Genomic DNA, 25574 nt, shown 5'->3' on the forward strand with positions numbered 1-25574 from the left:
CGAGTGCCGCGGGCTCTGTCGCCCGTGCGGGCAGGCAGCGTCTTGTACCAGCGGGGAGTCATCGTGACTCCCCGTTGTTCGTTGTGGGTCAGGTCTGGTGTCCTCAGGTGCTCTCACCTTCCAGCAGGGAGAAGCCGACGTCGATCTGGCGTTCGGGGTCACGGCCCTCCAGACGGTCGATGATCTGCGAGGCGGCGAGCCGGCCGATGGCCTCGCGGGGGGAGGAGATGGTGGTCAGACGCGGCATCAGCGAGCGGCCGAAGGGCAGCCCGGTAAACCCGGCGATGGCGATGTCGTCGGGCACTCGCAGGCCCTGGCGCTGTGCGCCCAGCAGGGCGCCGCTGGCCATCACATCGTCGACGAAGTGGATCGCCTCGACGCCCGGGTGGTGGCGACGGACCTCGTCCAGCGCCGTGGCGCCGAGGTCGAAGTGGCTGTCCTGGTGCCACTCCATCAGCGGGGCCGCAAGTCCGGCCTTCTCGAGCCTGGTGCGGTGGCCGGCGTAGCGCTGGGCGGCGCGATAGTTGGACTCGAGCCGGGTGCCGGCGAAGACGATATGACGGTAGCCCCGAGCGATCAGATGATCGGCCATGGCGGCGCCTGCCTTTTCGTGGTCCATGCCGACGTTCATGTCCAGCGCCGGGCCCAGTTCCATGATTTCCACCAGCGGTCGAGGAAAACGTTCCAGCAGCGCGCTTAGCCCCGGCTGGTGGCGCAGGCCGGTGGTCACCAGGGCGGTGGGGGACCAGCCGAGAAAGGTGCGGATCAGCTCTTCTTCGCGCTGCATGCTGTAGTCGGTGTTGCCCAGCAGCATCTGGTAGCCGTGCTGGTCGAACTGTGCCTGCAGCCCCTGGATGACCTCGACGAACACCACATTGGACAGCGACGGCACGATCACCGGGATGAAGCGCGAGCTGGCCGAGGCCAGGCTACCGGCCACCATATTGGGCACGTAGCCAACCTTGGCGATCGCCGCCTCCACCTTGTTGCGGGTGGTCTCGCGTACGCTGTCCGGGCGGTGAATCGCCCGGGACACGGTGATCGAGGAAACTCCAGCCTCACGGGCGACGTCGTCAAGCGTCGGGTTGTCCAGGCCCTTGCGGCGGCGGCGATCACCGCCCTGGGTCTCGTTCATCGGACTCTCCTTGATCGATGGCATCAGAGGGACGCCTGCCTTCCATGGTATGCCGAATGGGGCGCGCTGGCTCGCTCGTTCCCAGGCTGTCCCTGCGTCGCAGGTCAGTGGGGACATGGCCCAGTTCCACGGCCTCGAGCGGCGGATGCCGAGCGCTTCATGCCGGGCAGCTTGGATCAAACGCTGCGCGCCTCGGGGCACCCATGGTCCCGACACCGGGATCACGGCGGTAGTTAGACATTGGTCGATGGCTATCGCTTTCGTGCTTGTGCAACAAGGGACTCTGGACTAAAAATGTTAGCGCTAACATTCTACAAGGCAGTAGCGGTGATCTTCACCCATCACCGCCGACCGGATTTCCTATCGTCCTGTTATCGGTATTGGTCGCTGGCCTTCGATGTGCCGGGGACAGATACCGCCTCCCTGCTCCTTCCGCAGATGAAGTCGAAGCAGGCCATACTCTTGTTTGTCGGCCCTGACGGCCTCGTTCCCGGAGAGCAGCATGAGCGAATCATCCACAACATCCGCCGGATCCCCTGTCTGTGGCGTGGTGGGGCTTGGCGCCATGGGCATGGGTATCGCCCGAAGCCTTCTGCGTGGCGGCCTTGAGGTGATCGGTTGCGACGTTTCCAGCGCCTCCCGTCAGGCCTTCGAGGAAGCCGGTGGCGAGGCGGTGGCGTCGGCCCGTGAGCTGGCGCCGCGCTGTGACGTGGTGCTGCTGGTGGTCGTCAACGCCGATCAGGTCGAGGCGGTGCTGTTTGGAGAAGATGGCCTGGCAGCGACGCTTGCGTCGGGCAGCCTGGTGATCCAGTGCGCCACCGTGGCGCCGAGTTTCGCCGAATCCCTGGGACGCCGACTGGCAGAGGCTGGGCTGATGATGCTCGACGCCCCGATCAGCGGCGGGGCGGCCAAGGCGGCCAGCGGAGAGCTGTCGGTGATGGCCTCCGGTAGTGCCGAGGCCTTCGCCCTGGCCGAGGCACCGCTTGGTGCCATGGCGGCCACGGTCCACCGGCTGGGCGACGCGCCGGGGCCTGGCTCCAGCGTCAAGCTGGTCAATCAGCACCTGGCCGGGGTGCATATCGCCGCCGCCGCCGAGGCCATGGCGCTGGGACTGAAGATGGGCATCGACGGTCGCGCGCTGTACCGGGTGATTACCCAGTCGGCGGGCAATTCGTGGATGTTCGAGAACCGGGTGCCGCACATTCTGGACGGCGACTATCACCCGCTGTCAGCCGTGGACATCTTCGTCAAGGACCTCAACATCGTCCACGACACCGGCCGCGAACTGCGCTTGTCGATGCCAGTGGCGGCCAGCGCCCTGCAGCAGTTTACCGCCGCCAGCGGCATGGGGCTGGGACGCGAGGACGACGCCGCGGTGGTCAAGGTCTACGCCGCCACCGCAGGTATCGCACTGCCCGCGGCCAATGACGACGACGCCGGATAAGGCCGCGTCGCAGCCGTGTTCCTCCCCTTTATTCACCGTATTTGACGAGGACTGACCATGACTCTGGTACTCGGCGCCATCGCCGATGATTTCACCGGCGCCACCGACCTGGCCAACAATCTGGTGCGCTCCGGCATGCGCACCGTGCAGATGCTCGGTGTGCCCACCGGCAAGCCGCTTCCAGAAGGTGTCGACGCCGTGGTCGTCGCGCTCAAGTCGCGTACCTGCCCGGTGGAGGAGGCGCTGGCCGACAGCCTGGCGGCGCTGGACTGGCTGACCGAACAGGGCGCACGGCAGGTCTTCTTCAAGTACTGCTCGACGTTTGATTCCACCGCCGAGGGCAATATCGGCCCGGTAGCCGATGCCCTGCTCGAGCGTCTGGGCGGCGATCAGACGGTGATGGTGCCGGCCTTTCCGACCACCGGACGCACGGTCTATCAGGGTCACCTGTTCGTCGGCGATCGTCTGCTCAACGACAGCGGCATGCAGGATCACCCGCTCAATCCGATGACCGACGCCGATCTGGTGCGGGTGCTGGGCGCGCAGACGTCGCATGCGGTGGGGCTTCTGTCCCACTCGGTGATCCGCCAGGGCGCCGAGGCCTGTGCCAGCCACCTCGAACGCCTGGGAGGTGACAAGGTCCGCCACGTCATCTGTGACACCCTGGATGACGCCGACCTTGAGGTGCTGGCTGCGGCCTGCGTCGAGCTGCCCCTGGTCACCGGCGGCTCGGGCCTTGGCCAGGCGCTGCCCGCCGAGTATCGGCGCAAGGGCTGGCTTGAGGCGGTCGACGATGCGGCTCGGTTGGCCTCGGCCCAGGGACAGGCCCTGGTGCTTTCCGGTAGCTGCTCGCGGGCGACCCTGGCCCAGGTCGAGCACTTCCTCGAGCGCCATCCGGGGATCGCCCTGGACCCGCTGGCGCTGGCCGAGGGTGACGCGCCCATCGCCGAAGCGCTGGACTTCGTGCGTCGCCACTATCGTGACTCGCCGGATGAACCGGTGCTGGTCTACGCCTCGGCTGCATCCGAGCGGGTCAAGGCCGCCCAGCAGCGCCTGGGCGTGGCCAAGGCGGGCGAGCTGGTCGAGCGGGCCCTGGCGACCCTGGCCGCCACCCTGGTGGACGAAGGTGTCGGCAGGTTGCTGGTGGCCGGCGGCGAGACCTCCGGTGCGGTGGTCTCGGCGCTGTCGCTGGACCAGTTGCATATCGGCGGGCAGATCGATGCCGGGGTGCCCTGGACCCAGGCCCGCGTCGGCGGGTCGACCCTGACGCTGGCGCTCAAGTCCGGCAACTTCGGCGGCGTCGATATCTTCAGCCGCGGCTTTAAGGTGCTCAAGGAGATGAGCCAATGAGTGCACGTGACGTCAATCGTCTGCGCGAGCAGATCGCGACCTACGGCAAGTCATTGTTCGACCGCGGCCTGACCATGGGCTCCAGCGGTAATATCAGTGTGCGTCTGGACGACGGCGGCTGGTTGATGACCCCGACCAACGCCTGCCTGGGACGACTCGATCCGGCCAGCATCTCGACGTTGTCGGCGACGGGGGAATGGCTCGATGGCGACAAGCCGACCAAGGAAAGTTTCCTGCATATGGCGATGTACGCCGAGCGGCCACAGTCCGAGGCCATCGTCCACCTGCACTCGACCCACTCGGTGGCGGTATCCTGCCTGCCGGATGTGGACCACCACGACTGCATTCCGCCGCTGACCGCCTACTATGTGATGCGCGTCGGCCGCCTGCCGCTGGTGCCCTATCACGTGCCGGGGGACCCCAGCCTTGGCGACGCGGTACGTGGGCTCGCCGGCAAGCACAGCGCGGTGCTGCTGGCCAACCACGGCCCGGTGGTGGCGGGCAAGTCGCTGGAGGCAGCGGTCTACGCCACCGAAGAGCTCGAGGAGACCGCCAAGCTGTTCCTGCTGCTGCGCGGCCAGAATCCTCGTGGGTTGACCCCAGAACAGGTAGAGGAACTCGAAACACGCTTCCCCCGCGACTGACTCGGGGCTATTGGCGTCGGGGGTGTCGACACGGCCCCGATACTGGGCCCCTGACGCGAGGCCCGCACGACAATGACAATCAGGAGAGCGAGATGCCCCGCCTGGCCGCCAACCTCAGCATGATGTTCACCGAGCACGCCTTTCTCGACCGCTTTGGCGCCGCCGCCAAGGCGGGCTTTGCCGGCGTCGAGTACCTCTTCCCCTACGACTTCGAGGCGCACGAGCTGCGTGAGCGGCTCGACCAACATGGGCTGACGCAGGTGCTGTTCAACCTGCCCCCCGGCGACTGGGAGGCCGGCGAGCGAGGCCTTGCCAGCCTGCCGGGGCGCGAGGGGGAGTTCCGCGAGGGGCTCGAGCGTGCGCTCGACTACGCCGCGGCGCTCGACTGTCCGCGCCTGCATGCCATGGCGGGGCTGCTGCCGCAAGGCGCCAGCGAGGCCACCCGAGAGGCCCATCTGGCCACTTACGTCGACAACCTTTCCCATGCCGCCGAGGCCTGTGGCCGGGCCGGGCGTACCCTGTTGATCGAGCCGATCAACGGCCGCGACATGCCGGACTTCCTGTTGCAGCGCCAGGAGCTTGCCAGGGAGGTGATCCAGCGCGTCGGCTCGCCCCACCTCAGGCTGCAGTTCGACCTGTACCACTGCCAGATCGTCCAGGGCGACCTGATCCGTACCCTGGAAGCCCAGTTCGACGTGGTGGGACACGTGCAGCTCGCCGGGGTCCCGGAGCGCCATGAACCGGACCAGGGGGAAGTGAACTTTGGCCCGGTGCTCGAGCGTCTCGACGCCCTTGGCTATGACGGCTGGGTCGGCTGTGAATACCGCCCCGCAGGCGACACCGTCGATGGCCTGGGCTGGGCGCGCGCCCATGGCGTTGTTGCCAGCTAACTCGTCACTGGATAAAGCGGGCCATCGTCACCAACGGAGGAGAGCTTCCATGCATATCTTGATGACTGGTGCCTCTGGTGTATCGCTGGGGCAGCGCCCGGCGTGGGCCATCGTCCCTAAAGGAGGAGAACACCCATGCATATCTTGATTACTGGTGCAGCCGGCTTCCTTGGCCAACGTCTGGTTCAGGCGCTGCTGGCCAAGGGCGAGGTCAACGGCCAGCCGCTTTCGCGCCTGACCCTGGTCGACCAGAGCACGCCGCCCCACCCGCAGGAGGCGGGCCAGGTGGCGGTGACGTCGACCGCTCGGGACCTCACCGAAGAGGGAGCCTGGGACGCCCTGCTGGATGGCGCCCCGGACGTGATCTACCACCTGGCAGCGGTGGTCAGTTCTGCCGCCGAGGCCGATCTGGAGCTGGGGCTTGCGGTCAACTTCGACGCCACCCGGGCGCTGCTCGACGGCTGTCGCCAGCGCGGCCTGGCCACGACCCGGGTGATCATGGCCAGCTCGGTGGCGGTGTACGGCGGCGAATTGCCCGAGGTGCTCGACGACATGACCGCGCTGCGGCCCCAGAGCTCCTACGGCAGCCAGAAGGCCATGTGCGAGTTGTTGATCAACGACTACAGCCGGCGCGGCCTGGTCGACGGTCTGGTGCTGCGCCTGCCGACCATCGTCATTCGGCCAGGCCGGCCCAACGCCGCGGCCTCGAGCTTTGCCTCCAGTATCCTGCGTGAGCCCCTGAACGGCGAGGCAGCGGTGTGCCCGGTGCCCACCGAGCTCGAATTGTTCGTGATGTCGCCGGGCAAGGTGGTTCAGGCGCTGGTCCACGGCGCCGAGGTCGCCGCCGATGCCCTGGGCGACTTTCGCGCCTTCATGCTGCCGGGCATCAGCGTGAGCGTGGCGGCCATGCTCGACGCGCTGGAGCGTCAGGGTGGCGCTCAGGCGCGGGAACTGGTGAGTTTCGAGCCGGATGAGCGTATCCGCGCCATCGTCGAGAGCTGGCCTGGGCGCTTTCGTACCGACAAGGCCGAGGCCCTTGGCTTTGTCGGTGACAGCGACTTCGATGCCATCGTCGCGGCCTTTGTCGAGGATCAGGCGGCGGGCTAGCGGTGGGGAATCGGGGCTGACGGTGGTTGCCCAGGGTCTAGGGCTTGTCTGAAAAGTGCCTGCGCTCGGTAATACGGCGTTAAAAATCGGATCAAAATGCTCATTTACACCCCGTAAACTGCGCTTTCTCACCGATTTTTGCCTTGTCTAACCTTCGCTCGTCGACTTTTCGGACAGCGCCTAGCGCGGGGGCTTGGCGAGAGCCCTTAGCGAGGGTGCTTAGCGTGGGTCTTCGGGGGTATCCAGGTCGCGCACCACGCCGGGATCATCGACGTCGATCTCGAGCAGTGCCTGGCGGTGGCGGTGTAGTAACGCTCGGGCGCCGTCCTGGCCGTGAAGCTGAGTCATCTCGGGCCAGAAGTCGCAGCCAACGATCACCGGGTGGCCGGGTTGGCCGTGAAAGCGCGGCCGGACCAGTCGGTCGGCCCTGGCGCTGGCGGCAAGCCGGCGGCAAGTCGGCGCCGAGATCCAGGCCATGTCGCCGAGCCATACCGCCGCTGCGGTGAGCTCAGGACTTTGCTGCTGGCGTTGCTGAAGCAGCCAGCGAAAGGCCGCCGACAGGCTGTCGCCGAGGGCGTCGCTGGGTCGTTCAAGCGACAGCAGCTCGAGGCTGGCAGACGGTGCACGGGCCCAGTCGGCGAGGCTCTCGCCCGGCCCCAGCACCACCAGCCGCCGAGGGGTCAGCTCGGCCGCCGCCGCAAGGCTTGCCGCCAGCAGCCGGCGACCATCTTCGAGGCGTGCATGGCGCTTGTCCGCGGCGCCGAAGCGCCGTGAACGACCCGCCGCCGCTACTACACAGATCAGCGGGGTGGCGTGGGACGGATGGCGGCCATCCTCACGAGAGGGGGTTGAAGCAGGAGTGCCCGACTGGCCGCTAGAGCGCATGGCGGTCCTTGCCCCGGCGTACCCGAACGATATCGGCCATCACCGCCAGGGCGATCTCCGCCGGGGTCTTGCTGCCCAGGTTCAAGCCGATCGGCATATGGATACGCGCGATCTCGTCATCGCTCAGACCACCGCTGCGGAATAGCCGCTCGGCCCGCGCCCGGGACGTCTGCAGCGATCCCATCACCCCGATGTAGAACGCCTCGGAGCGTACCGCCTCGATCATCGCCAGATCATCGATGCGCGGGTCGTGGGTCAGCGCCACTACCGCCGTGGCAGCATGGCAGCCACCTTCGGCGATAAAGCGTGACGGTAGGGTCGCCACCTTCTCGATGTTGCCGGAGGCGCCCCCGAGTTCATCGATAAAGGACTCCAGCATGCCTTCCCGAGGGTCGCAGACGATCACCTCGAAGCCGAGCCCCACGGCGAACTGGGCGCAGGCGACGGCCACCGGCGAGACCCCGGCAAGCAGCAGTCGGGCGGCCGGGCCGACGCGCAGTTGCGCACTGGCCTCACCATTCCCATCGACCAGAACGACGCGATCACCCAGGCCATCGTCCTGAGTGAGCGAGAGCGTGCCGGTGTCCAGGTCTACCCGGCGAATCAGCGGCTTGCGTCCTTCCAGCGCCGCCTCCAGGGCCGAGAAGTGCGCCAGTGCCGCCTGGTCGGGGGCGAAGCGTTCGACCAGCACATCGAGCACGCCGCCGCAGGGAAGGCTGGGCGCCGTGTAGTCGACGCCATCGCCGGCGCCGTAGCGCACCCGCCTGACCGGCGTATCGAAATCACCCTGCCCAAGGCGCTCAAGAAAGTCCTCCTCGACGCAGCCGCCGGACAGCGAGCCAACGTGATCACCGTCACGGGTAGCAGCCAGCCAGGCGCCGGGTTCGCGTGGTGAGGAGCCATAGGTGGACAGCACCGTGGCCAGCCACAGGGTGCGCCCGTCGCGCAGCCAGGCGAGGGCACGTCGCACCACCGTAAGATCCAGATGTTGCATGGTCAGCGTGTCCTGTGTGTGACGAGCGCCACGCGATCAGCGTGGCGCTCGGGTGGCGGGTCAGGCCCCCAGTGCGGCCTTGAGCGCCTCCGGCCGCATCGGCAGGTCGCGCAGGCGCACGCCGGTGGCGTGAGCGATGGCGTTGGCGATGGCCGGCGCTACAACGCAGGTGCCAGGTTCGCCTAAGCCGACCGGGGTGTGGTCGTTGTCGACGAATTCAAGGTCCAGCTCCGGCACCTGATGCATGCGCAGCGGCGTATAGCTGTTCAGGTTGAGGTCCGCAGGCTGGCCTTCGGCGTACTCGGTGCCTTCGTGCAGGGCCATCGACAGGCCCCATAGCAGCGAGCCCTCCAACTGGGCCATGGCACCGTCGGGATGGGCCAGGGTGCCGGCATCCACCACCGAGGTCAGCTTCTCGACCGTCACCTCGCCGCTGGCACGATCCACCTTGACGCGGGCGACACAGGCCACCCAGGTCGGCATATGGCGTTCCTGGCCGAAGCTCAGCGCCACACCGAGACCGGTGTCCTCGGGCAGGGCGTCGCGCTCGTTCCAGCCGGCCTTGTCGAGGGTGCGTTCGAGCACTGTCTTGAGGCGCTCGGCGCCGCCGACGCTGTTGGGCGCCTCGCCGGCATTGCGTCCTTCGGCCTTGAGCAGGTTCCGGCGGAACTCGGCAGGGTCCTGGTCGGCGGCCAGTGCCAGTTCGTCGATATGGCTCTCCACCGCCCAGGTGGTCCAGCCTGGCCCCACCGCACGCAGATAGCCGGGAACGAACGCTTCGTGGGCCTTGTGATTCTGCTGGGCCCACACCCGCTGGGCGCCCAGTGCGTACCAGTGGTCGGCACCACTGATGGCAAAGGAATCGATCTTGCCGCCACCTTCGACGAATTCGCCGAGAAAGCCGGGTGCGATATCGGCGGTGGGCCAGCCGGCGGCGGCGGCGTGTTCGCTGGCCTGGATGGCGCCGTCGGCTGCCAGGGCTGAGCGCAGCCGCTGCACCGAGGGTGAGCGCACGCAATCCATGCGACTGTCATCGGGGCGGGTAAAGACCATCTTGACCGGGGCGCCCACGGCCTTGGCGGCCAGCGCCGCAGGCACGGCATAGTCGCCATAGAGACGGCGTCCGAAGCCGCCGCCCAGATAGTACTGGTGGAAGGTCACCTGGCTCTCGTCGACTTCCAGCGCCTTGGCCACCAGGGGTACCGCCACGGACTGCTGCTGGTTGCCGCAGTGGACGTGCCAGTGGCCGTCGCGCTCGACCACGGTGGCGTTGACCGGCTCGAGCTGGAAGTGCAGCACGCTGGACGTGGTGTAGGTGGCATCGATCAGCGACACGTCCTCGGCGGACGCGGCCTGCTCGAGGGTGGACGTCACCTCGCCGATATCGACGAACAGGGCGCCGTTGTCACGGCTCGGCGACTGGGTCAGGCGGCGGCCTTCATCGAGAATGTCGGCCTCGGTGATCGAGATGCCTGAGCCGTTTTCCCATTCAATCTTCAGCGCATCGGTGGCGCGCATGGCGGCGGAAAAGTTGTCGGCGATCACCGCCAGCCAGCCCTGGCACAGGCCCGAGGGGTCCTCCAGCCGGATGGTCTGGCGATAGCCGGCGATGGACTGGGCCGCGCTGTCATCGATGGAGGTGGCGCGGCAGCCGAAACGGGTAGGCGGCAGCACCGGGCGGGCATAGAGCATCCCATCGACCTTGGCGTCGATGCCGAAGACGGCCTCACCGGTGGTCTTGGCGGGGATGTCCTGGGCCCGGCCGGAGGTGCCCAGCACGCGGCGCTCGGAGGCCGGCTTGAGCTCGATGGCTTCAAGCTCTTCGGCGCTGTAGCTGCGCGACAGGGTGCCGCTGGCAACGATCTCGCCGTAGCCGATGCGCTTGTCGCCGCTGATGACCTGACCGTCACGGGCCTGGCAGTCGGCGGCGTCGACCTCGAGCAGGCGCGCACCAGCTTCGATCAGCGCCTGGCGTCCGGCGGCTCCGGCACGGGACAGCGGCAGGAAGCTGTGGTTCACCGACCAGCTACCCCCGGTGATCATGTAACCCCACTTGGGGTCGCTGTCGACGTATTCGATGGCGATCGTCGCCGGGTCGACCTCGAGTTCCTCGGCCACCAGGCGGGCCAGGCTGGTGCCCACGTGCTGGCCCATCTCGGCCTTGGTGCAGTGCAGGGTGACGTGACCCTGGGCGTCGATGGCGTACCACAGGGTCGGCTCGAAGCGCCCCTTGGCCAAGGCCTCGCTGGCCGCGTCGGCGGCGCCGAAGGCCATGCCGGGCAGGCCAAAGGCGAGAACCGCGCTGGCGCCCAGGGTGCCGATCAGAAAGCCGCGGCGGCTAAGACCGGGGCCAGCTTGGCGATCGGTTGGGGACGTATCGCTACGGACTGCGGAAGCGCCCCGATGGGCCGCCAGGGTGTCATCAAACCGGCTCATGGCGGGGCTCCTCGGCGCTGGTACGGGTTTCGCTGCGGGCAGCAGTAGCGGAGGCGGGGTCGAAGGTCTCGACGCCGCCCTGCTGAAGCGAGGAGGCGCGTTTCACCGCGCGATGGATGCGCACGTAGGCCATGCAGCGGCACAGGTTGCCGCTCATGCCCTGGGTGATCTCGTCATCGCTGGGGGAAGGCTTGCGCTTGAGCAGATCGGCCGCCTGCATGATCTGGCCGGATTGGCAGTAACCGCACTGGGGCACCTGCTCTTCTCGCCAGGCCTGTTGCAGCGGGTGGTTGCCGTCGGCGTCGAGGCCTTCGATGGTGGTGATCTCGGCACCTTCGGCGGCGGCCAGCGGCAGCACGCAGCTACGCGTGGCCGAGCCGTTGAAGTGGATGGTGCAGGCGCCGCACTGGGCGATGCCGCAGCCGAACTTGGTGCCGGTCAGGCCCAGGGTATCGCGCAGTACCCACAGCAGTGGGGTCTGGGGGTCCACCTCGACGCTCACCGCTTCGCCGTTCAGGGTGAAGCTGGTCATGGGGGCTGGTTCCTCGCTGGTCTCGTTGGGGCTTGTCTGAAAAGTGCCTGCGCTCGGTAATACGGCGTTAAAAATCAGCTGGTGCGCCAGCCCGGTCAAAATGCTCATTTACACCCTGTAAACTGCGCTTTCTCACCGATTTTTGCCTTGTCTAACCTTCGCTCGTCGACTTTTCGGACTAAGCCCTGGGTCCGTTGGTGCTTCTGATTTTTCTTGTATGCGTCCCTTTTACCCGTTCTTGAGGCAACAGGGGACGCGAGGACGGTCGGGATGCCGTAACTGGCACACCATCTGCCTCTTAATAAGCGATGTCGCGATACTATAGACCAGTCGACTAGTGGGCAACGTTGAATGCGGGAACGGGCGAAATGCGTGGATGGCGGTTACCGCGAAGGCGCCGGGGGCGTCTGGCGCCTCTCGTGGTGGGACTGCTTCTCGACATGGAGTTCAGGGCGTCAGTGAATCTAGCTCTCGCTGAGACGTCGATGGAGCGCGTCGCCCTTGAGCATTTCGGGATTCAGGCGAACGCCCAGCCCGGGTTCGCCGCTGACGCGGATCATGCCGTCCTCGACCGGCGGCAGGCCCTCGACGCAGTCGGCGTACCAGCCGTAGTAGAAGGCCCGGGTGAATTCCTGCTCGGCGACGTTGGCAAGCGCCATGGCCAGGTGGGTGGATACCGCCAGCGTCACCGGGCCGGAACAATCATGGAAGGCGATCGGGCGGCCCTCGGCTTCGGCCAGGGCGGCGGCCTTGCGGGCGAAGCTGACACCGCCGCCCCAGGTCACATCGATGATCGGGGTGTGGATACGTCCGCGATGCAGCAGGTCGCGAATCTGCCCCAGGCCGCCGAGGGTCTCGCCGCCGGCCAGGGGGACGCAGGTGTCGGCCAGCTCGCCGAGCTGGTCGAAGCGATCCATCCACAGTGGGTCCTCGATCCAGTCCGGGTCGATGGGGGCCAGCGCCTGGCAGATGGTGCGCGCCGCCGGCAGACTCCAGAGCCCGTGCAGTTCCGCCTTCAGGCGCATGCGATCGCCGTGGACACGACGGATCTCCTCGAACGGCCACAGCGCACGATTGAGATCGGCGGGCGAGATGGACATGCCGTGGCGGGCGCCTTCGACGAAGTCGAAGGGCCAGATCTTCATGGCGGATATGCCCATCTCGAGGAGTTCTGCGGCGAGCTCCGCCGGACGCTCGAGAAAGGCGTCCAGGTCCTCGTAGCGGGGAGACGTCCCGTCATCCCCCGAGCCACCCTTGATGCCGAAGTTGTCCGGGCGTACCTCGGCGGACTTGGACACATAGTCGGGGCCGGCGCAGGTGTTGTAGAGCGGCACCCGCGCTCGGGTAGCGCCACCGAGCAGGTCATGCAGCGGCAGGCCGGCACGCTGACCGGCCAGGTCCCACAGGGCCACGTCGATGGCGGACAGCGCGCGGGTCTCGGCACTGGTGCCGCCAAAGCCCACGTAGGGTTGCATCTTGCGATGCAGCGCCTCGATGCGGGAGGCATCCTCGCCCAGCAGCAGGGGAGCGAGGCGGCCATGAACATCGGCGTCGATGGCGTCGGTGCCGAACCAGCTCTCGCCCAGGCCCACCAGGCCGTCCTCGGTGTGGACGCGCACCCAGATCAGCGACGGACGAGCCGCAGGCCGCAGGGTTTCGATACGCTGGATCTTCATGCTGGTCTCCGCAAGGTTCAGTGTTTCGCTACCGTTGATCGGCCCCGTTCGTCATTGCCGCAGACCGCTGCCGTTCTCTGCTGTTGTGCATCTTCAATGGCCACCCTCGCTGACGTCGCTTGATCCGCTCAGGCAGCTTGCGGGTGGCCGCCGTCAAATGACGTGTGATGGAAGCATCATGGCTGCTTTGACTGTGATTCGCCGAGCAGACTGACCAATTCCGGGACCAGTCTTTCACCGTGGCCGGCATCGACGATGTCCTGGTAGAGCCGGGTGATCGCCTGGCTGAGCTGGCGCGAGGCGCCGAGGTCCTCGGACATGCTTTGATAGTAGCCCACGTCCTTGAGCGAGTTGGACAGGCTGAAGCGGAAGCCTGAAGGGTCGGCGTCGGTCAGGAAGGGACGCAGGCGTTCGAGCACCACGCCGCCGCCGCCACCGTTGCCCAGCACCTCGAGCAGCACGGCGTCGTCGATGCCGGCGCGTCGGGAGGCGGCGCTGGCCTCGGCCAGTACGGCGGTGAAGCCCAGCGAGACGAAATTGTGCAATAGCTTCAGGGTGTGGCCGGCGCCCACCGGGCCGCCGTGGGTGATGTGCTCGGCGAAGGCGCCAAACAGCGGCTTGAGCTCGTCAAACAGCGCCTGATCGGCACCGACGATCAGGTTGAGGCGGCCCTCGGCGGCCTCCTTCGGGGTGCGGGTCATGGCGGCGTCGACGAAACGGCCACCGGCCTCGCGCACCCTGGCGTCGATGGCCTGGGTGGAGCTGGGGATGGCGGTGGAGCAGTCGACCACGATCTGGCCTGGCTTGAGCCCCTCCAGCACGCCGCCTTCGTCGAACAGCACGCTTTCCACCTGGGGAGTGCCGGTGACGCACAGGATCACCAGATCGGCGGTCTCGGCGACCTCGCGGGCGCTGGTCAGAGCGCTTGCCCCTTTGTCGATCAGGTCGTCGCTGGGCTGATTGCCGGGGTGATCGAGAAAGCTCAGGCGATGGTCCGCGCGCAGCAGGCTGGTGGCGATCCCGTGGCCCATCAGGCCGACGCCGATCAGGCCGACGTGAAGCGAGGTGGTCATGTCCCTTTCCTTGTGGTGGTGATGATGGTTGGTGGTCGGTGGTCGGTGGTCGAGAGAAGCGGCCCGACACGCTCGGAAATTTCTTGTGTCAGGCCCAAGCTTTTCCAGCGACGTCTAGCCGTGATGAATCGCAATGGTCTTGATGCGGGTATAGCTCCTGAGCCCTTCAAAGCCCTTTTCGCGGCCGTGGCCGGAGCGGCCGACGCCGCCGAATGGCAGCTCGATACCACCGGCGGCGCCGTAGTTGTTGACGAACACCTGGCCCGAGCGGATCGCCTTGGCCAGACGCAGTTGGCGGCCGCCGTCGGCGGTCCATACGCCCGCGCACAGGCCGAAGTCGGTGGCGTTGGCCAGGCGTGCGGCCTCGGCCTCGTCGGCGAAGGCCTGGACCACCAGTACCGGCCCGAACAGCTCCTCGCGACTGACGCCGTGGCCTTGCGGCACCTGGGTCAACAGGTGGGGGACCACGAAGTGGCCGTCCCGGGGGGCGTCGTCGGCCAGGCGTCCACGGGCGGCGATGTGGATACCGTCATCCTGTGCCGCCTGGATCAGCGTCATCACCTTGTCGCGCTGGCGTTCATTGATCAGCGGTCCGCAGTCCGGGTCGTTCTCGCCGACGTCACAGGTCAATTGCGAGAAGCGCTCGCTCAGTGCCGCCACCACCTCATCGTGGATGCTCTGCTCCACCAACAGACGGCTGCCGGCGGAACAGGTCTGGCCGGCGTTCTGGATGATCCCGCGTACCACGGCGTCCAGGGCGCGTTCACGGTCGGCGTCGGCGAACAGCAGCTGGGGCGACTTGCCGCCGAGTTCCATGGTCACCGGCACGTGGTGCACCGCCGCCGCCTGAGTCACCAGGGTGCCGGTCTCCGGCGAGCCGGTGAACGACAGATGGTCGATGCCGGGGTGGGCGGCCAGGGCGGCGCCGGCTTCACGGCCGAGGCCAGGCACCAGGTTGAGCGCGCCTTCCGGCAGCCCGCAGTCGACGGCCAGCTGGGCCAGGCGCAGCACGCTCAGACAGGCGTCCTCGGCGGGCTTGAGCACGCAGGTGTTGCCAGCGGCCAGCGCCGCCGCCACGCAGCGTCCGAAGATCTGGGCCGGGTAGTTCCAGGGGATGATCTGGGCGCACACGCCCCAGGGCTCGCGCAGGGTCATCACCGCATAGTCGGGATCGAAGGGGATGGTCTCGCCGTGGAGCTTGTCGGCGGCGCCGGCGTAGAAGCTGAAGTAGCGCGCGCAGGCGGCGATGTCGCCCCGGGCCTGGCTGATCGGCTTGCCGGTGTCGGCGCATTCGAGGGCGGCCAGGGTCTCCCTGTCGGCGTCGATGGCCTGACTGAAGGCATACAGCCATTCACTGCGCGCCCGCGCCGAGAACGTCGACCACTGGCCAAGCTCGCCTGTGAAGGCTGCCCGGGCGGCGGCCACCGCAGCATCGACGTCGGCTGCGCTGGACGCGGCGATACGGGCGATGACTTCGCCGCTGGCCGGGCGCAGCACCTCGAGGGTGTCGGCGGTATCGACCCAGTGACCGCCGATCAGGGCGCCGGTGGGTGGAGTGAGGGGGAGGGCGTGCATGCTGTCGACTCCTGAGAAGGGGCGGAAGATGGGGTGGGCCCCGGCGCGGCCGGGGCAGTGATCGGTATCAGTAGAGCAGATCGACCAGGCCCAGCGAGATCCAGGGCATGTAGGTGATCGCCATCAGGCAGGCCAGGACCACCAGCACGAAGCGCGCAAGCCAAGGGATCAGCTCGTCGATGGACAGCTTGGCCACGGCGCAGGCGGCGAACAGATTGACCCCCAGCGGAGGGGTGAACATGCCGAGCGCCAGGTTGACCACCACGATCAGGCCGAAGTGCACCGGGTCGATGCCGTACTGCACGGCGATGGGGGTGAAGATCGGGGCCAGCACCAGGATCGCCGCCGAGGTCTCGACGAACATGCCGATCACCAGCAGCATCACGTTCACCGCCAGCAGGAAGCTGACCGGGCTCTCGAACACCTGGGTGACCCAGGCGGCAACCTCGCCGGGCAGCCCCGAGCGGCTGATCAGGAAGCTGAACAGCGCCGCCGCCGAGATGATCAGCATCACCGTGGCGGTGGAAATCACGCTCTGGCGCAGGATCGGCACCAGTTCCGACAGTGGCAGCTCGCGGTAGACCAGACCGCCGACTATCAGTGCGTAGAACACCGCCACCGCCGAGGCCTCGGTAGGGGTGAAGACCCCGCCATAGATGCCGCCGATGACCACCACCGGCATCAGCAGAGCGGCCCAGGCACGACGCATTGAGGTGGTGAAGGCGGCGCGATCCTCGCGGTCGCGCAGGCCGTAGCCGCGCAGCTTGCAGAAGATGTACAGAAACAGCAGCAGCGCCGAGCCGATCAACAACCCCGGACCGATACCGGCAATGAACAGGCGCCCGATCGAGGTGTCGGTGCTGACGCCGTAGAGGATCAAGGGGATGGAGGGCGGGATCAGTACGCCGAGCTCCGCCGAGGAGGCCTGGATCGAGGCCGCCAGCGGACGCGGGTAGTCGTGGGCCACCATCGCCGGAATCAGGATGGAGCCGATGGCGAAGGTGGTGGCCACGCTCGAGCCGGAAACCGCGGCGAACATCATGCAGGTCAGCACGCAGGTCATGGCGAGCCCGCCCTGGAGCCCGCCGACGATGGACTTGGCCAGGTCCACCAGGCGCTGGGAGATGCCGCCGGCGGCCATCAGGTTGCCGGCCAGGATAAAGAAGGGGATCGCCATCAGCGGGAAGTTGTCGATGCCGACGAACATCTGCTGGGGCACCATCAGCAGCGGAAAACGGGTGAAGAACTCGATACCGATCACCGACGCCAGCAGGATCGACACGGCGATCGGCACGCCCAGGGCGAACAGGATGATCAGCGATAGTCCGATAGCGGCGTTCATGGCTGCTTCCTCCCTTCGGTACCGGACGAGGTGCCTGTGTCAGGGCCAGGTCTGGATTCGGATTCAGGCACGTGGGCGGGGGCCTCGGCATCGACCACGCCGATGGTCTCGCGTCCGGTCAGCTGGGCGATCAGTCGAGTGATCACCGACAGCAGCGAAAAGGCGGCGCCGATCGGAATGGCGGCGTAGATCCAGGCGATCGAGATGCCGACGCCGGAGAGCATCTGGTTCTGCACGCGCAGCGTCATCTGATAGCCGTAGATCACCAGGATCGCCAGGACGATCATGCAGCAGGTGGCGATCAGTATCTCCAGCGCCTTGAGGGCGGAGGTCGGCACCAGCTTGTAGATCACTTCGACGGCCATCATGTAGCCGCCGCGAAAGGTCGCTGCGGCGCCCAGAAAGACGCACCAGATCATGGTGGAGCGGGCCATCACCTCCGACCAGGTGGAGGGGGCGTCGAACACGAACCGGGTCAGCACCTGGTAGAAGCCAAGGCTTACCGAGGCGATCAACATCAGCACCGCTGCGTAGAGGGCGACCTGGGAGATGGCCCGCTCGAGACGGAAGAACAGATCCAGCATGGGGCTTTCCTCATCGCGGGTAAGGCCCGAGGACGGGTCAGGCTTGACCGCCCAAGCGCTCGCCAACGGCAGGTAGCGAGCGCTCGGGCGGGAAGGTCAGTCGAGGATCGGTGGACGATCAGCTGCCGCAGTCGCTGGAGCGAATGCGATCGAGCATCTCCGAGCCGTACTCGTCGGTGTAGACCGAGTAGGAGGGCTCGACGGCGGCCTGGAACCGGGACTTGTCGATGTCATCGACCACGGTCATGCCCTTGGCCTTGAGTTCCTCGACGCCTTCGGTCTCGAGTCTCGACACCATCGCTCGGGTGGCCTCGGCGCCGGCCTGGGCGGCCTCCATGAACCAGCCCTTCTGCTCATCGGATAGGCCGTCCCAGAGGATCGGCGAGGCCAGCATGATGGCCGGAGAATAGACGTGGCCGGTCAGCGACAGGCGATCCTGGACCTCCCACAGATTGCCGGTGAGGATCACCGAGATGGGGTTTTCCTGGCCGTCCACGGTGCCCTGCTGCAGCGCGGTAAACAGCTCCGGGAAGGCCATCGGTGTCGGATGTACGCCCATCTCGTTGAACGCCGCCATGTGCATCTCGTTTTCCATGGTACGGATCTTGAGACCCTGGGCGTCTTCGGGGGTCTCGATGTCACGCTGGCTGTTGGTCATGTGGCGGAAGCCGTTCTCGGTCCAGGCAAGACCCACCAGGTCGTGCTCGCCGATCTTGTCGAGCAGGTCCTGGCCGACCTCGCCATCCAGCACGCAGCGGGCGTGGTCGTAGTCCTTGAACAGAAACGGCAGGTCGAGCACGTAGGTCTCGGGGACGAAGTTGCCCAGCGGCCCGGTGGAGGTGACAACGGCGTCGATGGTGCCGATCTGCAGGCCTTCGATCATGGCGCGCTCGCCGCCCAGCGCACCGGAGGGCTGCTCGTTGACCGTGAATTCGCCGTCGGATAGCTCCTCCAGGGTCGCCTTGAAGGCATCGATACCCTCGGAGTAGTGAGAGCTGTCCGAGGTGGTGTGGCCGACGGTGATGGTCTGGGCGGCAGCCGCTGGCAGGGCAAACCCGGCCAGTGCCACGGCCAGCAGGCAGGGCTTGAGGTGAAAGGCGGGGCGGCGTGTTGCGTGGCGTACAGTCGTCGTCATTGTTGTTTCCTCTTTGCGGGATGACGCTTGGGTGTGGTCGTGCCCGGTGGCACGGCCGGATCAGTGCTCGTGGTCGGCCAGGGCTCGTCCTCGCCTCAGCCGCTCGAAGTAGTCGTCGCCACCGATCTGACCGCCCTTGAAGGCGATCTCTAGATCCTGGTAGCGCGGGTCGTCGCTGTGGGCCTGGCACAGCGGCGAACCCGGGGTGTCCGGCAGCGGCATCTTGACCGTCAGGGCATGGATGTTCAGGGCGGTGATGGCATGGCTCGAGGTGTCGCCGCCGGCCACGCACACCCGGGTCAGCCCCTGATCGTCCACCAGCGCCTTGAGCATCTCGCCGAGGGCCTTGCCCAGACTGTGGCGGCTGGATTCGGTGGCCAGGCTGTCGTCGTGGCTGTCGGGTCCCATGGCGGTGTGCAGGATGACGCTGCGGCCACTGCTCAGGGCATCCAGTGCCTTGAGGATGGCGGTAGCCATGGCCTCGTTGCGATGGGCGGGGATGGCCAGGCTGCGAGGGTCGAGCTCGATGCGCTGAAAACCGGCATGCTCGACCGCCCAGTGAATCTGGCGTGCGGTGGTGCTGGAGACGCTGCCGGAGACCACCGCGATGCGCTCGACCGAACTGGGCGGAGTGAAGTCCTCGCCACCTTCCACCAGCCCCAGGCGTTGCCACTCGGCGAGCAAGGCGTACTCGACGCCGGACGAGCCGGCCACGAAGCCGCCCTTGCCGCCTTGTTGCTGCGGGCGAGTGCGCCAGAGTTGATGACCCACCGCCTGTTGATGGGCGGGTTCGAGCACGTCGAACAGCACCGCCGGATGCTCGGCGAGGGCGTGATCCACGCGTTCGTCGATATCCGGCAGGGCCAGGCTGGGCACATCGATCAGGCCGACCGGCAGAGTGGTCTGGGCGGCCAGGTGGCGGCGCAGGTCCGCCTCGTGCATGGGGGTGACCGGGTGGCGCGACATCACGGGGTGTCGATCGATGCGGTAGATCTGATCCTGATAGGCGGCGTAGAGCTCGCCGAAGACGGTGTAGCGGCGCATCTGCGGCACCCCCACCACCAGTGGGATCGGTGTCTCGCCGAAGACGCCGCGAGCCACCTCCATGGCACAACCGATGCTGCCGACCTCGGGGCTGCTGTCGAAGGTCGAGCAGGTCTTGTAGTGGGTCAGCGCTGCGCCCTGTTCGGCCAGCCACTGGAAGGAACGCTTGAGCTCGCGGCGCATCCAGTCATTGGACTCGCTGCGGCTGGTGCCGGCCAGACCCAGGGCACGACAATGATCGAAGCGCGCTCGCTGTTCGGCGCTGGGGCGAGCGGTGAACAGCACACTGGGGACGCCCTGGCAGGCCAGGGCCTCGAGCGCGTCGGTGGAGCCGGTCAGGTCGTCGCCGTAGTAGCTCAGCAGCAGGTCGTTCATGGGCAGAAGGTCTCCAGAGCCTGGGCCAGTTCGCCATGGTCACGGGCGTGGTCGGCCAGCGAGATGCCGCGTGCAGCGGCGTCGTAAGCCTGGCGCAGGCTTCTGACGCCGGCGGCGATACCGCCAGGGTGGGCCATGATGCCGCCGCCTGCGGTGACGATCATGTCGCTGCTGCCCCCCATGGCGCGACAGGTGTCGATGGCCTGGCAGGCGGTCTGATTGGACGAGAACACCGGCATCACGGTGTGGGCGGGTCCCGGCGGCTCGAACAGCGGCGTCAGGCAGGCCCGGGCGCTGGCGGCGACGCTGTCGTCGGATTCCGAAAACTTGTTGGCCAGACCATTGACGTGAAGGTGATCGACGCCGGCCAGGCGCCAGAAGGTCTGCCAGGCGGCGAAGTCCATGCCCAGCAGCGGCTCCCGGCTGAACATGCCCCAGCCGGCGCGGTGGCCGTGGATGGGCAGCTCACAGTGGCGCCGCAGATGACTGACGCCGGCCAGACCCACCGCGTTCAGGGCGACCATCACACAGCTACCGCCGGCGGCCAGCACGTGGTCGTGGTGCCGGCGCATCTCGTCGATCTCGCCGGTGATGTTGAAGGCCACCATGACCTTGCGTCCGGTGCGCTGCTCATGTTCGAGCACCAGCGGCATGATCGCGTCGACCCGCTCGGTGAACGGGCAGTGCGGGCCGTTGGCCTGGAGTTCATCGTCCTTGATGAAGTCGATGCCGCCATCCAGCAGTTCCTTCACCACCTCGGCGGTGGCATCGGGTGAGAGCCCGACGCTGGGCTTGATGATGGTGCCGATCAGGGGACCCTGGTCGACGCCGCTGAGGCGGCGGGTACCGTCGATGCCGAACTGGGGCCCGGGGCAGGCCTCGGCAAAGGCGTGGGGCAGGCTGACGTCGAGCAGCCTGAGCCCGGAGAATTCCTTGAGTTCATACAGATTGCCGGCGAGGGTGGCCATCAGCGTGCTCAACGACGGACCGAGGTTCTCAAGGGGCCAGGACAAACGCACCCGGGCACGCTGGTAGCGGGTGCCGGGCGGCTGGGGCCGGGTCGGCATGGGCAGCGAGGGCGCGTCGACGCTGTCGAGCAATTCGATGGACTCGACCCTGGCCGCATGACGCTTTCGAAAGTCATCGGTTTCCGCGGCCAGGCGGGTGAAGGTGCCGCAGGATTGCTCCCCTGCCATCACCTGGCAGGCCTGCTCCACCTCGAAGGGGGTCTCGATCAGGTAGCTGGCTTCGATTCGGTTCATGCCTGGCCTCTTGATACTCGCGATGGCGCTGTCGTCAGACTCTGTGGAGAGCGTGGCCCCTCAGGTGATGCGCTGAATGCTGTCGGCGATGGCGTCCGGTTCGAACACCCGCTTCCAGTCATCGCGCATCAGCATCGGCTTGCCGTTCTCGATCGCCTTGTTGCAGGCATCCGAGAAAGCGCCGGGCTGCTCATCGAAGATCACCGCACCGAGGATGTTGAGATGGCCAAGCAGAAAGTCCCTGGCACACTCATGGCTGACGCCTCGATCCACGACTTCGTCCATCGCTTCACGCATCACCGATAACAGTGTGGCACATACCGTTTCCGACAGACCGGGTTCCAGCAGCGCCATCTGTTCAACGCTGACGCGATGGCTGCGCCCGACGGGGGCATAGATGGTCCTGGCCACGGCCTCGCCCAGGGCAAAGTGGCGCTCATCGCCCTGCATCAGGGCGCTGACGATATGCTGGGTGGCGTGGCTGCCGCCGAAATAGTCGCGCTTGGCCTCGAGGGTGGTCTCGTCGTTGAAGATCGGGGGGTGACACGGGTGAGTGACGAAATAGACCAGGTCGTCACGCTCGGGCAGATGGCCGGCGAAGGGGGCGGCGGCGTCCAGGCAGATCACCATGGTGCCGGCATCGATCGACGGTGACAGCTCGGCGGCAATCTTCTGGATCAGGGTGTCGGGAACGGCCAGGATGACCACATCCGCGCCGGCCACCGCCTGCTCGGCGCTGTCGACGCACTCGATGCCGAGTTCGTCGCGCAGCCGTTGGCGGCCCTGTTCGCTGACCTCGACGTGACGCACGTCGAAGTCCGAAGTCTTGAGATTGCGGGAGAGGCGGGCGCCCATCTTGCCGCCGGCACCGATCAAGGCAATGGTCGTCATGGCCAGGTAACCTGTGTGAAAAAGTGGAAGAGGCAAGCTGTGCTGCAACTGGTATGATGACAATATAAGTGGCCGGGGCTGTCAAACACGACCTTGGTCGAGTGTCATGTTCCAGGACCGCTGGCATGGGTATGCTGCGGGGCCTGGCGCCGCGAGGTAGAGGCCATGAGCGACTCGTTGAAAATTTCTCGCCGCAAACTGTCCGACGAGGTGTTCGATCGGCTGTATCAGCAACTGCTGAACGGCGACTATGCGCCGGGGGACAGCCTGCCCTCGGAGCGGGAATTGATGGATACCTTCGGGGTCGGCCGGCCGGCCATCCGCGAAGCGATGCAGGCGCTGGAGCGACTGGGGCTGGTGTCGATCCACCACGGGCAGCGGCCCAAGGTGTTGACGCCCAGTGCCGACGGCATGCTGGCCCAGATCGAACTGACCGCGATGCACCTGCTGTCGACCGAACCCGCCTCGCTCGAACACCTCAAGGAGGCGCGGCTATTCTTCGAGGTGGGCATGGTGGCGCGGGCGGCGCGGCAGGTGGGCGCCAAGGATCTGGCGCGCCTCGAGGCGCTGGTGGAGCGCCAGCGGGTGGCGCTGAACAAGGACATCGATGCCTTTATCGCGGCGGACATGGGCTTTCATGTTGCCATCGCCGAGACCACCGGCAACCCTATCTTTATCGCGGTCAGTCGGGCGATGTTCGAGTGGCTGGCCAGGTTTCATACCTCGCTGATCCATTGGAAAGGCAGCGAGCATGTGACGCTGGAGGAGCACGAGCGCATCCTGGCGGCGTTGAAGAACGGCGACGAAGGCGCTGCCATTCGCGAGATGACGCGTCATCTGGAAAGGGCGCGTTCGGTGTACGCTCCCAGTTGATGGCGCCTTGATTCCCGCTTTTGACGCTCGCCCCGGACGGGTGACACTTATCGAGAAGGAACGGGACCTTGGATAGTGATCTGGTCTACGCCCTGGACATGGCGGGGACGGTGGTCTTCGCCCTGTCGGGCATCTTGCTGGCGTGCCGCTCACGCATGGATCCCATCGGCATGCTGGTGCTGGCGGCGGTGACCGCCGTCGGAGGAGGGACCCTGCGTGATCTGGTGCTGGGTGTCGCCCCGGTGTTCTGGATCCGCGATCCGACCTATCTTTGGGTGATCCTGGCCACGGTGCTGTGCGCGCTGGTCGGATTTCACTATATCCACCGCCTCAATCGGGTGGTGCTGCCGGTGGCCGACGCCTTCGGTCTGGCGCTGTTCGTGATCATCGGTGCCAACAAGGCGATGCTGCTGGGGACCTCGGGGGTCGTGGCGGTGTTGATGGGGCTGTTTACCGGGGTGGCCGGCGGTATGATCCGTGACGTGCTGGCAAGGCGCGTGCCGATGGTGCTGTGTCGTGAGGTCTACGCCACCGCCGCCATCGCCGGCGGTGTGGTCTTCGTGGCATTGGCAAGCCTCGGCGCCCCCAGGCTTGGCATCCTGCTGTCGCTTGTCACCACCCTGGGGCTGCGGCTCGCAGCGATCCGCTGGCAGCTGGCGCTGCCGGTGCTGGCCTGGGTGGTGATCGAGCCATCTCCAGGCCAGTCGGCGTCGAGTCGGGCGGCGGATGCCGACGCCGCAGCGGTGCCCGCTGACCCGGCGGCGATGCCGGCCGATGGCAATGACACACCGCGGATGTCGGCCCGCGAGACGGCATCGTCCGCCGACGTCGCGCGTCCCAAAATGCGGGTGAGGATGGTCTCTCGAAGCAAGGCCGCTCGCCTGTGGCCCGAGGATGAAGACGTCGATTGAGCCCTCGATTGACGGTTTTCTTCGTCGATGCTCGAGCATCGCCGTCTGCAACTCTGTGCTGGGATCTCTGCGATCGATGCCAGGCGATTGCCTCTGGCGCGGGCAGGCGGGAGGCATCTATCTTGCGGGTGTGACGCCCATCCTCGGGCGTTGCTCGCCGGCAGGAGAGATGGCATGGACAGTGCAGTTTGTCGCTTGTGGAAGAGGTCGCGAGCTGCGGCTGTGCTTATGGTGCTGCTGCTGGCGTCGGGGTTGGCCGTATCGGTGGGGGCTCACAGCGTCTCGGCCGGCGCTGGCAGCGAGTCGGCGCTCACTGTCAGGACTGCCTGTGCTGACTGCGCACGCGCCGCCGCCGAGATCCGTGCCGTCTATGAAACCTCCTTCGACCTTATTCCCGCCGACAAGCAGCGCCACTACGCCCAGCGGCTGTGGCGGGTGACCGGTGATCCTGCCTACCTGTGCTCCAATCATGCCTACGGCCGACGTCTGCTCGATCAGCTAGCGCGTGACGCCTTCACCGTCGCGGACAGTGACCGGCTTCGCCAGCGCAATCGTGAGTTGCTGGCGGCCTACCCCGAGACCAGCCCCAAGCAGCGTCGGCGCAAGGCCATGCTGTCGGAACATGTCGACATGATGCTGCCTCGGGGCATCCTGTTTCGGCTGGCCCAGGCCCGCTACCACGGCTTGCTTGGACAACTTTCCGAGGCTGATCGGCGCTCGCTTGAGCAGGCCGTGGGCGCAGTGGATTGGCGGGCCTTTCTGACCGACCCCGAGGTGGTGTCGGTGTATGCCGCCCAGGTGGCCAACCAGGCCGCCTTCCTGGCCCAGCTGGGGATCGTCGATCTACGCGGTGAGCTTGTCGAGGCCTTTCGTGACCGTTATCCACCCGGGCGGATCGAGGAGCTGTCACCGGCGGAATATCGCAACTGGGTCTACGGCCTGACCCACTTCATCATCGCCGCGAGCCACTACTACCAGCGGATGCTGTCCGACGGCGAGCTCGATTGGGCGGTGGCGGCGTTGCTCGGCCAGGGAGAAGCGTTGTTGCAGGTCAAGGCCGATATCATCGCCGAGGTGGCGCTGTCGCTGCAGTTGGCAGGGCAGGCCGATCATCCGCTGGTGGCGGTGCTGCATGAAGCGCTGCTGGCACGACGGGATCCGCAGTCGGGCATCCTGCCCGCCACCGACGGCGGGTTCGATCTGGGCGAAGGTGAGCATCGCAACGTGCTGGCGATCATGACGCTGGGGTGGGACGGGCGGTTGTATTCAGGGCCCCGGCTGGTCCTCAAGGACATCTCCGAGGAGCGTGATTGCCGACTGCCTGGGCGGTCCCTGGCTACGTCGCCAGAGGACTGAGTTGGAGGCCGGGTCGGAAGTCCGCTCAAGGGTCGGGTCGAGAGGCCAGACACTCGACCG

Annotated in this window: 21 protein-coding genes and 1 pseudogene; 8 read left to right on the plus strand and 14 right to left on the minus strand. The window is 66.8% G+C overall.

The genetic code is table 11. The features are described from left to right. Nucleotides 1-103 precede the first annotated feature (103 nt). Nucleotides 104-1135: a LacI family DNA-binding transcriptional regulator gene (locus tag NKF27_RS03165; RefSeq protein ID WP_253555316.1), complete on the minus strand. Its 1032-nt coding sequence runs from the start codon at nt 1133-1135 to the stop codon at nt 104-106. A 502-nt stretch (nt 1136-1637) separates the two neighbouring features. On the opposite strand from NKF27_RS03165, the gene ltnD reads away from it, so the two are divergent. The 5 genes from ltnD (at nt 1638) to denD (ending at nt 6570) form a co-directional block, all read left to right on the plus strand. After that, entirely contained in the window at nt 1638-2579 is a 942-nt protein-coding gene (ltnD, locus tag NKF27_RS03170; RefSeq protein ID WP_045990913.1) for an L-threonate dehydrogenase, read from the plus strand. A gap of 57 nt (nt 2580-2636) precedes the next feature. Further along, on the plus strand, nt 2637-3929 hold the full coding sequence (gene otnK / locus NKF27_RS03175; protein WP_253555317.1) for a 3-oxo-tetronate kinase: 1293 nt from the start codon (nt 2637-2639) through the stop codon (nt 3927-3929). Further along, the gene (otnC, locus tag NKF27_RS03180) at nt 3926-4573 is read left to right on the plus strand and encodes a 3-oxo-tetronate 4-phosphate decarboxylase (protein ID WP_253555318.1); all 648 of its coding nucleotides are present in this window, start codon (nt 3926-3928) and stop codon (nt 4571-4573) included. Before otnK ends, otnC begins: the two co-directional genes overlap by 4 nt. A 92-nt stretch (nt 4574-4665) precedes the next feature. Further along, nucleotides 4666-5463: a 2-oxo-tetronate isomerase gene (otnI, locus tag NKF27_RS03185; RefSeq protein WP_253555319.1), complete on the plus strand. Its 798-nt coding sequence runs from the start codon at nt 4666-4668 to the stop codon at nt 5461-5463. Nucleotides 5464-5598: 135 nt separating this feature from the next. Further along, nucleotides 5599-6570: a D-erythronate dehydrogenase gene (denD, locus tag NKF27_RS03190; RefSeq protein WP_253555320.1), complete on the plus strand. Its 972-nt coding sequence runs from the start codon at nt 5599-5601 to the stop codon at nt 6568-6570. 219 nt (nt 6571-6789) lie between these two features. On the opposite strand, the gene NKF27_RS03195 is transcribed toward denD, so the two are convergent. From NKF27_RS03195 to NKF27_RS03255, 13 genes and pseudogenes are all read right to left on the minus strand, one after another. Next, a complete protein-coding gene (locus tag NKF27_RS03195; RefSeq protein ID WP_253555322.1) occupies nt 6790-7455 on the minus strand; it encodes an NTP transferase domain-containing protein in 666 nt (221 codons plus the stop codon). After that, nucleotides 7445-8449, minus strand: coding sequence for an XdhC family protein (locus NKF27_RS03200; RefSeq protein WP_253555324.1), 1005 nt, complete (start codon nt 8447-8449; stop codon nt 7445-7447). The genes NKF27_RS03195 and NKF27_RS03200 overlap by 11 nt, the downstream gene beginning before the upstream one ends. Before the next feature lie 60 nt (nt 8450-8509). Beyond that, complete coding sequence (locus NKF27_RS03205; protein ID WP_253555325.1) at nt 8510-10885, minus strand: molybdopterin cofactor-binding domain-containing protein; 2376 nt, start codon at nt 10883-10885, stop codon at nt 8510-8512. A gap of 85 nt (nt 10886-10970) precedes the next feature. Next, nucleotides 10971-11417, minus strand: a pseudogene (locus tag NKF27_RS03210) ((2Fe-2S)-binding protein); the annotation flags it as partial. 464 nt (nt 11418-11881) lie between these two features. Continuing rightward, nucleotides 11882-13093 carry a mandelate racemase/muconate lactonizing enzyme family protein gene (locus tag NKF27_RS03215; RefSeq protein WP_253555326.1) on the minus strand — a complete coding sequence of 404 codons (1212 nt, stop codon included), beginning with the start codon at nt 13091-13093 and terminating at the stop codon, nt 11882-11884. Nucleotides 13094-13269: 176 nt separating this feature from the next. Next, nucleotides 13270-14166, minus strand: a complete 897-nt coding sequence (locus NKF27_RS03220) for an NAD(P)-dependent oxidoreductase (protein ID WP_108448021.1) — start codon at nt 14164-14166, stop codon at nt 13270-13272. A 114-nt stretch (nt 14167-14280) separates the two neighbouring features. Beyond that, on the minus strand, nt 14281-15741 hold the full coding sequence (locus NKF27_RS03225; protein WP_253555327.1) for an aldehyde dehydrogenase family protein: 1461 nt from the start codon (nt 15739-15741) through the stop codon (nt 14281-14283). A 67-nt stretch (nt 15742-15808) separates the two neighbouring features. Beyond that, entirely contained in the window at nt 15809-17083 is a 1275-nt protein-coding gene (locus tag NKF27_RS03230; RefSeq protein ID WP_045991767.1) for a TRAP transporter large permease, read from the minus strand. Then, nucleotides 17080-17667: a TRAP transporter small permease gene (locus NKF27_RS03235; protein WP_108131294.1), complete on the minus strand. Its 588-nt coding sequence runs from the start codon at nt 17665-17667 to the stop codon at nt 17080-17082. Before NKF27_RS03235 ends, NKF27_RS03230 begins: the two co-directional genes overlap by 4 nt. Nucleotides 17668-17785: 118 nt before the next feature. Further along, on the minus strand, nt 17786-18802 hold the full coding sequence (locus tag NKF27_RS03240; RefSeq protein ID WP_253555328.1) for a TRAP transporter substrate-binding protein: 1017 nt from the start codon (nt 18800-18802) through the stop codon (nt 17786-17788). Nucleotides 18803-18862: 60 nt separating this feature from the next. Continuing rightward, nucleotides 18863-20221: a four-carbon acid sugar kinase family protein gene (locus NKF27_RS03245; RefSeq protein WP_253555329.1), complete on the minus strand. Its 1359-nt coding sequence runs from the start codon at nt 20219-20221 to the stop codon at nt 18863-18865. Further along, a complete protein-coding gene (locus NKF27_RS03250; RefSeq protein ID WP_253555330.1) occupies nt 20218-21483 on the minus strand; it encodes a ribulose-bisphosphate carboxylase large subunit family protein in 1266 nt (421 codons plus the stop codon). The genes NKF27_RS03245 and NKF27_RS03250 overlap by 4 nt, the downstream gene beginning before the upstream one ends. Nucleotides 21484-21543: 60 nt before the next feature. Next, nucleotides 21544-22374, minus strand: a complete 831-nt coding sequence (locus tag NKF27_RS03255) for a phosphogluconate dehydrogenase C-terminal domain-containing protein (RefSeq protein WP_253555332.1) — start codon at nt 22372-22374, stop codon at nt 21544-21546. A gap of 165 nt (nt 22375-22539) precedes the next feature. On the opposite strand from NKF27_RS03255, the gene nanR reads away from it, so the two are divergent. From nanR to NKF27_RS03270, 3 genes are all read left to right on the plus strand, one after another. Next, complete coding sequence (gene nanR, locus NKF27_RS03260) at nt 22540-23247, plus strand: transcriptional regulator NanR (protein ID WP_045991761.1); 708 nt, start codon at nt 22540-22542, stop codon at nt 23245-23247. A gap of 98 nt (nt 23248-23345) precedes the next feature. Further along, nucleotides 23346-24158 carry a trimeric intracellular cation channel family protein gene (locus tag NKF27_RS03265; RefSeq protein ID WP_253556401.1) on the plus strand — a complete coding sequence of 271 codons (813 nt, stop codon included), beginning with the start codon at nt 23346-23348 and terminating at the stop codon, nt 24156-24158. A gap of 228 nt (nt 24159-24386) precedes the next feature. Continuing rightward, a complete protein-coding gene (locus NKF27_RS03270; RefSeq protein ID WP_253556402.1) occupies nt 24387-25514 on the plus strand; it encodes a DUF3541 domain-containing protein in 1128 nt (375 codons plus the stop codon). The last annotated feature ends 60 nt before the right edge of the window (nt 25515-25574 follow it).

Source organism: Halomonas sp. DN3 (assembly GCF_024137905.1).
Taxonomy (GTDB): Bacteria; Pseudomonadota; Gammaproteobacteria; order Pseudomonadales; family Halomonadaceae; genus Halomonas; species Halomonas litopenaei.

Coding starts and splice junctions, on each gene's coding strand:
- NKF27_RS03165 (WP_253555316.1), bottom strand. CDS start 1,135: ATGAACGAGACCCAGGGCGGTGATCGCCGCCGCCGCAAGGGCCTGGAC.
- ltnD (WP_045990913.1), top strand. CDS start 1,638: ATGAGCGAATCATCCACAACATCCGCCGGATCCCCTGTCTGTGGCGTG.
- otnK (WP_253555317.1), top strand. CDS start 2,637: ATGACTCTGGTACTCGGCGCCATCGCCGATGATTTCACCGGCGCCACC.
- otnC (WP_253555318.1), top strand. CDS start 3,926: ATGAGTGCACGTGACGTCAATCGTCTGCGCGAGCAGATCGCGACCTAC.
- otnI (WP_253555319.1), top strand. CDS start 4,666: ATGCCCCGCCTGGCCGCCAACCTCAGCATGATGTTCACCGAGCACGCC.
- denD (WP_253555320.1), top strand. CDS start 5,599: ATGCATATCTTGATTACTGGTGCAGCCGGCTTCCTTGGCCAACGTCTG.
- NKF27_RS03195 (WP_253555322.1), bottom strand. CDS start 7,455: ATGCGCTCTAGCGGCCAGTCGGGCACTCCTGCTTCAACCCCCTCTCGT.
- NKF27_RS03200 (WP_253555324.1), bottom strand. CDS start 8,449: ATGCAACATCTGGATCTTACGGTGGTGCGACGTGCCCTCGCCTGGCTG.
- NKF27_RS03205 (WP_253555325.1), bottom strand. CDS start 10,885: ATGAGCCGGTTTGATGACACCCTGGCGGCCCATCGGGGCGCTTCCGCA.
- NKF27_RS03215 (WP_253555326.1), bottom strand. CDS start 13,093: ATGAAGATCCAGCGTATCGAAACCCTGCGGCCTGCGGCTCGTCCGTCG.
- NKF27_RS03220 (WP_108448021.1), bottom strand. CDS start 14,166: ATGACCACCTCGCTTCACGTCGGCCTGATCGGCGTCGGCCTGATGGGC.
- NKF27_RS03225 (WP_253555327.1), bottom strand. CDS start 15,741: ATGCACGCCCTCCCCCTCACTCCACCCACCGGCGCCCTGATCGGCGGT.
- NKF27_RS03230 (WP_045991767.1), bottom strand. CDS start 17,083: ATGAACGCCGCTATCGGACTATCGCTGATCATCCTGTTCGCCCTGGGC.
- NKF27_RS03235 (WP_108131294.1), bottom strand. CDS start 17,667: ATGCTGGATCTGTTCTTCCGTCTCGAGCGGGCCATCTCCCAGGTCGCC.
- NKF27_RS03240 (WP_253555328.1), bottom strand. CDS start 18,802: ATGACGACGACTGTACGCCACGCAACACGCCGCCCCGCCTTTCACCTC.
- NKF27_RS03245 (WP_253555329.1), bottom strand. CDS start 20,221: ATGAACGACCTGCTGCTGAGCTACTACGGCGACGACCTGACCGGCTCC.
- NKF27_RS03250 (WP_253555330.1), bottom strand. CDS start 21,483: ATGAACCGAATCGAAGCCAGCTACCTGATCGAGACCCCCTTCGAGGTG.
- NKF27_RS03255 (WP_253555332.1), bottom strand. CDS start 22,374: ATGACGACCATTGCCTTGATCGGTGCCGGCGGCAAGATGGGCGCCCGC.
- nanR (WP_045991761.1), top strand. CDS start 22,540: ATGAGCGACTCGTTGAAAATTTCTCGCCGCAAACTGTCCGACGAGGTG.
- NKF27_RS03265 (WP_253556401.1), top strand. CDS start 23,346: ATGGCGGGGACGGTGGTCTTCGCCCTGTCGGGCATCTTGCTGGCGTGC.
- NKF27_RS03270 (WP_253556402.1), top strand. CDS start 24,387: ATGGTGCTGCTGCTGGCGTCGGGGTTGGCCGTATCGGTGGGGGCTCAC.